At 64.7% G+C, this 11,010-nt stretch carries 6 protein-coding genes and 1 pseudogene (1 of these 7 only partly in view); 6 read left to right on the plus strand and 1 reads right to left on the minus strand.

What is annotated here, in order from left to right; translation table 11 throughout:
- The 3 genes and pseudogenes from K728_RS19955 to K728_RS0117965 form a co-directional block, all read left to right on the plus strand.
- Positions 1-3,073: pseudogene (locus K728_RS19955) on the plus strand (pyruvate carboxylase) (it extends 333 nt beyond the left edge of the window).
- Between the two features lie 778 nt (positions 3,074-3,851).
- Entirely contained in the window at positions 3,852-4,553 is a 702-nt protein-coding gene (locus tag K728_RS19965) for a MinD/ParA family ATP-binding protein (RefSeq protein WP_237742178.1), read from the plus strand.
- Entirely contained in the window at positions 4,550-5,950 is a 1,401-nt protein-coding gene (locus K728_RS0117965) for a mycothione reductase (RefSeq protein WP_024477545.1), read from the plus strand. The genes K728_RS19965 and K728_RS0117965 overlap by 4 nt, the downstream gene beginning before the upstream one ends.
- A 24-nt stretch (positions 5,951-5,974) precedes the next feature.
- On the opposite strand, the gene K728_RS0117970 is transcribed toward K728_RS0117965, so the two are convergent.
- Complete coding sequence (locus tag K728_RS0117970) at positions 5,975-7,783, minus strand: AMP-dependent synthetase/ligase (protein ID WP_024477546.1); 1,809 nt, start codon at positions 7,781-7,783, stop codon at positions 5,975-5,977.
- A gap of 136 nt (positions 7,784-7,919) precedes the next feature.
- Here K728_RS0117970 and K728_RS19970 point away from each other — a divergent pair, with 136 nt between their 5' ends.
- The 3 genes from K728_RS19970 to K728_RS20315 all read left to right on the plus strand — a co-directional run.
- Positions 7,920-9,035: an ROK family glucokinase gene (locus tag K728_RS19970; protein WP_193353954.1), complete on the plus strand. Its 1,116-nt coding sequence runs from the start codon at positions 7,920-7,922 to the stop codon at positions 9,033-9,035.
- 120 nt (positions 9,036-9,155) lie between these two features.
- A complete protein-coding gene (locus K728_RS21105) occupies positions 9,156-9,305 on the plus strand; it encodes a hypothetical protein (RefSeq protein ID WP_156911393.1) in 150 nt (49 codons plus the stop codon).
- 371 nt (positions 9,306-9,676) lie between these two features.
- A partial coding sequence (locus tag K728_RS20315) for an HNH endonuclease signature motif containing protein (protein ID WP_237742179.1) occupies positions 9,677-11,010 on the plus strand: 1,334 nt, incomplete at its 3' end.

An 11,010-nucleotide genomic window follows, 5' to 3' on the forward strand; every position in this document is an offset into this window, starting at 1 on the left:
GGAACTGGCGGGTAACAAGGTGCATGCGCTGGAGGCTGCCCGCAAGGCTGGCATCCCGGTCCTGAAGTCATCCCAGCCGAGCGCCGACCTGGATGAGCTGATCGCCGCGGCTGACGAGATCGGGTTTCCCATCTTCGCGAAGGCGGTTGCTGGTGGTGGCGGTCGCGGGATGCGCCGCGTCGACAAGCGGGAGGCGCTGCCCGAGGCCCTCGAGGCTGCGATGCGGGAAGCTGACTCCGCGTTCGGTGATCCGACCATGTTCCTGGAACAGGCGGTGCTCCGCCCCCGCCACATTGAGGTGCAGATCCTCGCGGACGCGCAGGGCAATGTGATGCACCTGTTCGAGCGGGACTGCTCCATTCAGCGCCGGCACCAGAAAGTCATCGAGATTGCTCCAGCTCCTAACCTTGATGAGGGCATCCGGCAGGCCCTGCACCGGGACGCGGTCGCTTTCGCCACCGCCCTGGGTTATGTCAACGCGGGCACCGTGGAGTTCCTCGTCGACACGGTGGGGGAGCGGGCGGGTCAGCATGTCTTCATCGAGATGAACCCCCGCATCCAGGTGGAGCACACCGTTACCGAGGAGATCACCGACGTCGACCTGGTGCAGGCGCAGCTGCGCATCGCCGCGGGTGAGTCCCTCGCGGACCTTGGCCTGAGCCAGGACAGCGTCCAGGTGCGGGGTGCTGCCCTGCAGAGCCGCATCACCACCGAGGACCCCGCCAACGGTTTCCGGCCCGACGTCGGACAGATCACCGCCTACCGGTCCGCTGGCGGCGCCGGGGNNCTCGACGGCGGCACCGTCTACGCGGGCGCTGAAATCAGCCCGCACTTCGATTCGATGCTGGTGAAACTGACCTGCCGTGGTCGCGATCACAAGTCGGCCGTGACCAGGGCCCGACGCGCCCTGGCCGAATTCCGGGTCCGAGGGGTGTCGACCAACATCTCCTTCCTGCAGGCCGTCCTTGACGATCCCGACTTCATCGCCGGTAATGTTGCGACCAGCTTCATAGACGAACGCCCCGAACTGCTCACCGCCCGGGTCTCCGCAGACCGCGGGACCAAGCTGTTGACCTGGCTGGCAGATGTGACAGTCAACAAGCCCCACGGTGAGCGGCTCGTGGAAATCGACCCGGCCGAGAAGCTGCCCGTTGCTGGTGAGGGCGAGGCGCCCCCAGGGCCGGGGTCGCGTCAGCGGCTGCAGGAACTCGGTCCCGAGAAGTTCGCTGCCGAGCTCCGCGCCCAGAAAGCCGTCGCCGTCACCGACACCACCTTCCGCGACGCGCACCAGTCGCTGCTCGCCACCCGGGTCCGCACCCGTGACCTGGTGGCCGCCGGCGACGCCGTCTCCCGCCGGACGCCCCAGTTACTGTCCGTTGAGGCGTGGGGCGGTGCCACGTACGACGTCGCACTCCGGTTCCTCGGTGAGGAACCGTGGGAGCGTCTCGCAGCCCTGCGCAAGGAACTGCCAAACATCTGCCTGCAGATGCTGTTGCGGGGCCGGAACACGGTCGGTTACACCCCGTACCCCGAGGAGGTCACCGAGGCCTTCGTGAAGGAGGCAGCCGAGACCGGTATCGACATCTTCAGGATCTTCGACGCGCTGAACGACGTCTCCCAGATGGAACCTGCCATCCGCGCGGTCCGTGCCACCGGTACCGCGGTGGCCGAGGTTGGCCTTTGCTACACCTCCAACATGCTCGACCCCGAGGAGAAGCTTTACACCCTGGAGTACTACCTCGAGTTGGCGCAGCGGATCGTCGACGCGGGCGCCCACATCCTGGCGATCAAGGACATGGCCGGCCTGCTGCGGCCAGCGGCAGCCGCGCAGCTCGTCACTGCCCTGCGTGAGCGTTTTGACCTGCCCGTTCACCTCCACACCCACGACACCGCCGGCGGCCAGCTGGCCACGCTGCTCGCCGCCGTGGACGCGGGAGTGGACGCCGTCGACGTCGCCAGCGCCTCCCTCGCGGGGACCACGAGCCAGCCCTCGGCGTCGGCACTGGTCGCGGCCCTGGCCAATACTGAACGGGATACCGGGATTTCGCTGGCGGATATCTGCTCGCTGGAACCCTACTGGGAGGCAGTCCGCCGCGTGTATGCCCCGTTCGAGTCGGGGCTGCCAGGACCTACAGGTCGGGTGTACCGGCATGAGATTCCAGGCGGCCAGCTCTCCAACCTTCGCCAGCAGGCCATCGCCCTGGGCCTCGGGGAACGGTTTGAAGCTATCGAGGACATGTACACGGCGGCGGACCGGATACTTGGGCGGCTCGTGAAGGTCACCCCGTCGTCGAAGGTGGTGGGGGATCTCGCGTTGCAGTTGGTGGGGACTAACGTGGATCCCGCCGACTTCGAGGAGAATCCGCAAAACTACGACATCCCCGATTCGGTGATCGGTTTCCTCAGCGGGGAACTCGGGGATCCTCCCGGCGGGTGGCCAGAGCCCTTCCGCACCAAGGCCCTGCAGGGCCGCGAAATCAAGGTCCGCGACGCGGAGATCAGTGCCGAGGACCTGGCCGCGCTGACCGGGGATTCGAAAGTCCGACGCGCCACCCTCAACCGGTTGCTGTTCGCCGGCCCCACCAAGGATTTCCTGGCCACCCGGGAAACCTACGGCGACGTCTCGGTCCTGGACACCCGCGACTACCTGTATGGCTTGCAGCAGGGCAGCGAGCACGTCATCCCGCTCGAAAAGGGTGTCCGGCTGATCGCCACCCTCAGCGCGGTGTCGGAGCCTGATGAGAAGGGGATGCGCACGGTGATGTGCACGCTGAACGGGCAGATGCGGCCCGTCGTCGTGCGTGACCGCAGCATCCACAGTGACGTCAAGGCGGCGGAGAAGGCGGACAAGACGGCGCCGGGCCAGATCGCTGCGCCTTTCGCCGGTGCTGTCACCGTCACGGTTGCCGAGGGGGACACCATCGAGCAGGGCGCGACGATCGCCACGATCGAAGCGATGAAGATGGAAGCCGGAATCACCTCACCGGTGGCAGGCACGGTCAAGCGGATCGCCGTCGACGCCGTCTCCCAGGTGCAGGGCGGGGATCTGCTGATGGTGATCGAGACCGCCTAGCCGGTACGGCCGTGCGGGGTCTGGTGCGCTAGTGTTTGGCTGGAGACCACGGCGCATTTGGCGCGCCATCTTCGAACCTGTGAGGAACTATGGCCCCGCAAGATCCGTCCGGTACCGGCCCGGACATTGACCCATCCGACGACACTCAGTCCGACCTACCGGAGACTGATTCTCCTCAAGCCGAGGACAACGCGGATGCTTCCGTCTCCGTGGGTCGCGATCCCGAGGGTCGAGGATCGGTTGACCACGAGTTGGTGACCGATCATGGAGCGTTGACCGGCCTTCCGGTCGACTACACCTCGGCGTTGCCCCTCGGAAACGCCGACGCCCCGGCACTGCCATCCGCGGTGCCGTCGGTGCTGGCCGCGCCTGCGGCTAAGGCGCCGGAAACTCCTGCGACGCCTTCAGTTTCGGCGACGCCCACAGTTTCTGCGGCGCCTGAGCCGGCGGCGGATCTTGCGGGCTGGTTCCCCTCGGCTACTGCCACNCGCCCCCGGTCGAGCGGCCAGCCGCTGAGACCACTGAAGCGCGCAGCGCCCGCCGGCAGAAGGAAATTGGTCCTGAAACTGCCGCCTCACTGACGTCTGAGCGGCTCCTTGAGGTAACGAAGCGTCCCCCTGTTGACGGCTGGCGCAAGCTTCTCCATACGCTGAGCTTTGGCTATCTGAACCTCGGCGATTCTGACGCCGTCCGGATCCGCCGCGCACTGGAGCACCGGATTTCGGTGCGGTTGGGGGAGCGCACCCGCTATGTTCCCGTGCTGTCGCGGAAAGGCGGGGTGGGAAAGACCACTGTCACCACGCTGCTTGGCATGACGCTGGCCCAGGTCCGCGAAGACCGCATCATTGCGATGGACGCCAACCCGGACCGCGGGACGCTCTCCGATCGTTCGCCCGGCAAGGCCGACTTCACAGCCCGCCAGTTGGTGCAGAACCGGTTCATGGTGGATTCCTTCGCCCAGCTCTCCAGCTATGTGGCCCGCGAAGGGTCCCGGCTGCATGTGCTGGCCTCCGATACGGACCCGGCAATCGCCCAGGCATTCGACGACGCCGACTACCGCGCGGTCACCGATATCCTGAGTCGCTACTACTCGATTGTGCTGACCGATTCGGGCACCGGCATGGTGCACTCGGTGATGAAGGGAACCCTCGAGAAGGCCGACGCCGTCGTGCTGGTTTCCGGTGGAAGTGTGGACGAGGCCCGGCTGGCTTCCGAAACCCTGTCCTGGCTCGAGGCACACGGACGCCACGACCTGGTGGCTAGTGCCATCGTCGTGATCAACCTGTCTTCCGGGAACGGAACCCAGGTGAACGTGACCGAAATCGAAGAGCACTTCCGGTCCCGAGTCAGCACCGTTGTCCGCATTCCCTACGACCGTCATCTGGCAGAAGGTTCACAGGTGGACCTGGCCCGGCTGAAACCGGCAACGCGGGATGCTGTCGTCGAACTTGCGGCGCTGGTCGTCGACGAACTGCAGTGACTCACTACGACCTGGCGATTGTCGGTTCCGGTTCCGGCAACAGCCTGATCACCCCCGACTGGGATGACCGAAAAGTGGCGTTGATCGACGGCGGCGTGTTCGGCGGAACCTGCCTGAACGTCGGCTGTATACCGACGAAAATGTTTGTCTTCCCTGCCGAACTGGCCACCGGGGCACAAGAGGCGCAGTCACTCGGCGTCGACCTTGAGCTTCGCGACGTCAGGTGGAGGACCATCAGGGACCGCATTTTCTCTCGGATCGACGCGATTTCCCGGGACGGCAGACGATACCGGGCAGACGAGCTGGACAACGTCACCCTGTACCAGGAATACGTGCGGTTCACGGGGGAGAAGTCCTTCGTCACCGCGACGGGCGAGGAGATCCACGCGGACCAGGTCGTCATCGCAGCGGGATCACGGGCGGTGCTACCGGACATTCCGGGAATCACCCTTCCGCAGGTGCATACCTCGGACACCATCATGCGGTTGGATGAGTTGCCGGCGCGGATCCTCATCATCGGTGGAGGCTACATTGCCGCCGAATTCGCTCACATCTTCGGCGCGTTTGGCTCAGCTGTCACCATGGTTAACCGCTCCGGCAGCCTGTTACGTACCCTCGATGACTCCGTCTCGGAAGCGTTCACCGCGGAGGCGCTTCGCCGGTGGGACGTCGTCCTCAATCACACCGTCGCCTCACTGACCGCCAACGACGACGGATCCGTGCACGCGGTAATCGACGGACCCGAAGGTCAGGAACTGGACGTCGACGTCGTGCTGGTGGCCATCGGCAGGGTGCCGAACACCGACCGGTTGGGAGCCGCCGACGTCGGGCTTGATCTCGATACTGAGGGTCGCCTGGTCGTGGACGGACACCAGCGGGTCCTCCGCGACGGTTCGCCTATCGACGGGCTATGGGCCCTGGGTGATGTCAGCAACCGGTTCCAGCTCAAACACGTCGCCAACCATGAGGCGCGGGTCGTCTCGCACAACCTGATCCATCCTGGCAGTCTGCGCACCAGTGACCACCGGTTTGTTCCGGCGGCGGTGTTCACGCACCCTCAGGTAGCGGTTGTCGGCCTGACCGAAGCTGAAGCACTGGCGAAGGCCGAGGCTGAAGGCTTTGAGATCACTGTTGCCGTCCAGCAATACGGGTCGACGGCGTTCGGCTGGGCGATGGAGGACACCACCGGGTTTGTGAAGCTGATCGCCAACCAGCGCACCGGCATGATTCTCGGCGCCCACGTCATGGGCCACGAGGCGTCGATGATCATCCAGCCGGTCATCCAGGCGATGTCCTTCGGACTCGATGCCCAGACCATGGCCAGCGGTCAGTACTGGATTCACCCGGCCCTCACGGAAGTAGTCGAGAACGCTCTACTGTCCCTGAAGACCGGGTAAATCAGTTACCGATTTCTGGCTGCGCTAGGCGCGAGGGGCCGAGTAGATGCCCTCGACCACCGAGGAGTAATCCTTCAGGACCTGGGCCCGCTTGATCTTCAGGGATGGAGTCAGGTGCCCGCTGGTCTCGGTGAAGTCGGTGGCCACAATTCTGAACGCCTTGATTGACTCGGCTTGCGAGACATTCGCGTTGGCCTGATCCACCAGTTGCTGCACTTCGGCGGTAACCAGTGGGTGTTCGGCGGCCTGAGCTACGGTGGTGTTCTTGGGTAGCTGGTGGCGCTCAAGCCAGCCCGGCAGAGCCTCTTCGTCAAGGGTGATCAGGGCCGAGATGAAGGCCCGGTGATCGCCGACGACAACGCACTGCGATACCAGGGCGTTGGATCTGATGGTGTCTTCCAGCTGTGCAGGGATGACGTTCTTGCCACTCGCGGTGACGATGATTTCCTTCTTGCGACCGGTGATTTTCAGGAACCCGTCGCCATCCAGCTCGCCGATATCGCCCGTGCGGAACCAGCCGTCGGCGAAGGCTTCTTCGGTGAGATCATCGCGCTTGTAGTAGCCGCGCATCACGCAGACGCCCTTGGCGAGGATTTCGCCGTCGTCGGCAATCTTCACTGCGTTGCCGGGAAGCGGCGCCCCGACCATGCCGATCTTGATCTTCTTCGGTGTGCTCACGGTGATCGGTGCCGTGGTCTCGGTGAGGCCATACCCCTCGAGAACCATCAGACCAATGCCGTGGAAGAAGTGGCCCAGCCGGTCGCCCAGTGGTGCGCCGCCGGAGACGGCATGCTCCACGCGGCCGCCCATGGCTTCGCGGATCTTGCTGAAGAGGATCCGGTCAAAGACCGCGTGTTTTACCTTGAGCGCCAGCGGTACCTTGCCGGCCTGGTCGGCTTTGGACCATTCGATGGCCACCTTGGCGCCGGCGTGGAAGATCTTGCCCTTGCCGCCGTCCTCGGCTTTGAGCATCGAGTTGTTGTAGACCTTCTCGAACACGCGGGGGACGGCGAGGATGAAGGACGGCTTGTAGCTTTGCAGATCCGGGAGCAGGTTCTTGACATCGGGGGTGTGGGCCACGGTTGCGCCGACAGACACACACAACACGGAGATGAACCGGGCGAATACGTGGGCCAGGGGGAGGAACATGATGGTCTGGGCACCCTCGTGGGCTACCTCGGGGAGTGCCGCCCCGGCGTTCACCGACAGCTCGACGAAGTTCCCGTGCGTCAGCTCGCACCCCTTGGGCTTGCCTGTGGTGCCCGACGTGTAAATGATGGTGGCGACGTCGTCGAGCCCCGCGGTCCGACGGCGGTCTTCCAGCGCTTGATCATCGATGTCGGTACCGGCGCCGCGCAGGGGATCCAGGCCGTTGTTGTCCAGCTGCCACACGTGCTGAACACCGGGGATGTTCGCTGCGGCTGCCGCCTGGCGCACCACGTTCTCATGGCGGGCCGATTCGACGAAGGCAGCGACCGCGCCCGAATCCTCAAGGATCCAGCCCACCTGTGAGGGTGATGAGGTTTCGTAGACGGGTACTGAGATGGCTCCGGCAAACCAGATCGCGAAGTCCACCAGCGACCACTCGTACCGGGTGCGAGCCATGATCGCCACGCGGTCGCCGGCCTGGACGCCGCTGGCCATCAGGCCTTTTGCGAGGAGCTGGACGTCAGCGAGGAATTCAGTCGCCTGGATGTTCTGCCACTCTCCGGCGTTGTCCTTTTTGGAGAACAACGCTGGGTTGGACGGCTTTGCAGCCTGTTTGACAACCAGCTCCGTGATATTACTGTCACGGGGCGTGTCCACCATTACGGGGACGCTGTATTCGCGCACGACTATCTCCTTTGATATCTCCAAAACTTGCTGGATTTCATTAGCCTATAGGTTCAACCGACGTTAATACTCTCCAGTAATGTACGAATCGGTAACGGTAGGGCAACGCCGATGGCAATCCAGCGGAGGACAACCAATGATCAGGCAGACGGACGCCCCGGCAGTGCCCCGGCTGCGGGGTCAGCTCCGCGCCCCCGGTGGCGGGGGTCTGGGTGCCCGACGGCGGCCTGTTGGCTTCACCGCTGGCTACCCAGATTCTCCCACGTTCCTGCGCCGTGGGCTTGCAATCGGGATCGATATTGGTGGGACCAAGGTGGCAGCCGGCGTCGTCGACATCCACGGCAACATCCTCGCCGAATCCCGCAGGGATACGCCCGGGCACGATCCGAGGCACGTCGAAGCGATCATCGCTGAACTGGTAGCCGAGCTGTCGGTGGGCCACCGGATCCGGTCGGTGGGGATCGGCGCCGCTGGCTGGATGGACCTGACCAACGGGACCGTGCTTTTCAGCCCCCATCTGGCGTGGCGCAATGAGCCCCTACGCCACAATCTGGAGCGGATCCTTCGGCGGAGGGTGACCGTGGTCAACGACGCCGACGCCGCCGCGTGGGCCGAATGGCGGTTCGGTGCAGGCCAGGGGGAGAGCCGGTTGGTCTGCATCACCCTGGGCACCGGCATCGGCGGAGCCATGATCATGGACGGCGCCCTGGAGCGGGGACGTTTCGGGGTGGCTGGGGAGTTTGGCCACCAGATCATCGTGCCGCAGGGTCACCGCTGTGAATGCGGAAACCGGGGATGCTGGGAGCAGTACGCCTCAGGCAACGCGTTGGGGCGGGAGGCGCGGGAGCTTGCGACCGCCAACTCCCCGGTAGCCCAGGCATTGTTGAGGGAGGTCGACGGCGACCCGCAGCTCATCACCGGGGCCGTCGTCACCAAGCTGGCGCTGGAAGGAGACCCGGCGAGCCGGGAACTGGTCGACGACGTCGGGCAGTGGCTCGGGCTTGGGCTCGCCAACCTGGCTGCTGCGCTGGACCCGGGAACCTTTGTGGTGGGCGGCGGACTGGGTGCTGCCGGAGATGTGCTGCTGGAACCGGCCCGGCGAGCTTTTGGCCGCAACCTGACGGGTCGAGGGTTCCGCCCGGCTGCGCGGGTGGAAGCTGCAGCGTTGGGGCCTTCTGCCGGGTTGGTGGGGGCGGCGGATCTCTCCAGGTTGAGTCCACGGTTGAGCCGCGGGCGCGCTGGCCGGAACTAGAACGGGGCTTCTTAGGCGTTCCTGTCCTCCTGAGCGATAAGCGGCAGGCTATTGGTTGCGTTGCGCAACTATTAACGGCTGAAACTGCAAGACGCATCGACTCTTTTGAGTGGAACCGCAATGAGCACCGGACGATGGGCGCTCTTTGTACTTGCCGGAATACTCCTGATCATCTCGATCATCGGGACGCTGCAGGGGTCTGAGTACCTTTGGGCTACCGGTCTAGCCATGGTGATCACGATGGGAAGTGTCCTTTGGGAACGGCACTAGGACCGAAAGAAGAAAGCCCTGGCCGCCAGCCAAGTCGCGGTGTCCCCAAGTTCGGCTTTATCGGGCCCTGCTTCGCTGAGTACACTGCTGCAACCGGTGGACTCCAGCGGACTCGTGCACCTTGATGCGCTGCATCTCTCGGTGCAGCGGGTGCCCAGGGGGCGGTCCGGTGATGGTTCTGTGGGCCCGAAAAATAGTTGAAAAAGTTTTTCGGGTGACCCTGAATCGGCCCCTATTTTGTCAGTGGGCGATGATGGAATAAAGATATGAAAGGCAGCGACGCTTCTGCTCCCGGATCGGGATTTTCCCCCGAAACCGGCCCCGGTTCTGGCCCGGATTCTGGCCCCGGTTCCGTCTTCGAGAGCGGGTCCGTGAACACTGCTTCGGGGAATGCGGGTGGGTACGGTCCGGGCGGTCCGCTGGGCGGGGAAGCGAGCTGGACCGCTCCGACCGGTCCGGGGGCTCCGGTGCCGTTGTCTGGCCAGGTATCGGTCGCGGCGATGGTGACGTTGAACGCGGGGCAGACCATGAACCTACTCAAGACGCTCTCAGCGTTGCGGTCCTGGGTCGATGCGCAGGAAGCCAAAGCGGCCACCCATCTTTATGACCTGATGGCCGAGGAACACCCCTGGGTCGAAGACCTGGACCGTGTTCATGCCCTGGCTGCGTCGGAGATCGGTGCGGCCCTGCGCCTGCCGGAGCGCACGGCTGGTTCCCTGCTTGACCATAGTGAGCTGCTGGTCCGCGATTACCGGGCCACCCTGACCGCGTTGGAGGATGGCAGGTTATCGCGCCGTCACGCGTGGGCGGTGGTCGGGGAAGCGATTGGTATCCCGGATACCGTTCCCGCCGTGATGGCCGCGTTCGAGGCCCACCTCATCGGTCTGGCCTGCAAGACCACGGTGGCGAAGTTTTGCCGCCAGGCCCAACGGTTACGTGACATCTTCCACCCCGAATCGATCACCCTGCGGCACCGGAAGGCTCTCCAGGACCGTCGCGTGTATCTGGACCCGGCGCAGGACGGGATGGCCTGGCTCGCAGCCTTCCTGCCCACCGAACAGGCCGCCGGGATCTTCCACCGCGTCGACACCGCCGCCCGTAACCTGCAGGGCCCCGACGAGGACCGGACCCTCACCCAACTCAGGGCCGATGTGCTGGTGGATGTCCTGACCAGTGCCGGACCCACCGGACACATGCATGAAGCACCCGACCCTGCTGCTGAACCGGGCGCTGCCGCTGGGACCGACCCAGGAACCCGGACGAACAGCGGATCCGGTCAGCTGGGGGAGGCCAGCACGTATTGGGGTGTGCAGGCGAAGGTGTTCGTCACCGTCCCGGTGATGACTCTCCTCGGCGGGGATGCTCCCGGTGAGCTGGAAGGCTACGGGCCGATTGATCCCGAGACGGCACGTCAGCTCGCCGGGCACGCACCATCGTTCACCAGGATTCTTACCCACCCCTTCACCGGGGCCAGGCTTGGCGCTGATGCGACCACGTATCGGGTCCCGCAGGACCTGAAGGATGCGGTCCGGGTCCGGGATGGGACGTGTCGGCATCCGGGGTGTAACCGGTTGGCGGTGTTCTGCGAACTCGACCACACCACCCCCTGGTCCCAAGGCGGCAAAACGTCCTATTCAAACCTGGCGTCTTTGTGTAAACGCCACCACATGTTCAAAACCGAAGGCTACTGGCACTACCAACAACC

The organism is Arthrobacter sp. CAL618, assembly GCF_000468215.1.
GTDB lineage: Bacteria > Actinomycetota > Actinomycetes > Actinomycetales > Micrococcaceae > Arthrobacter_D.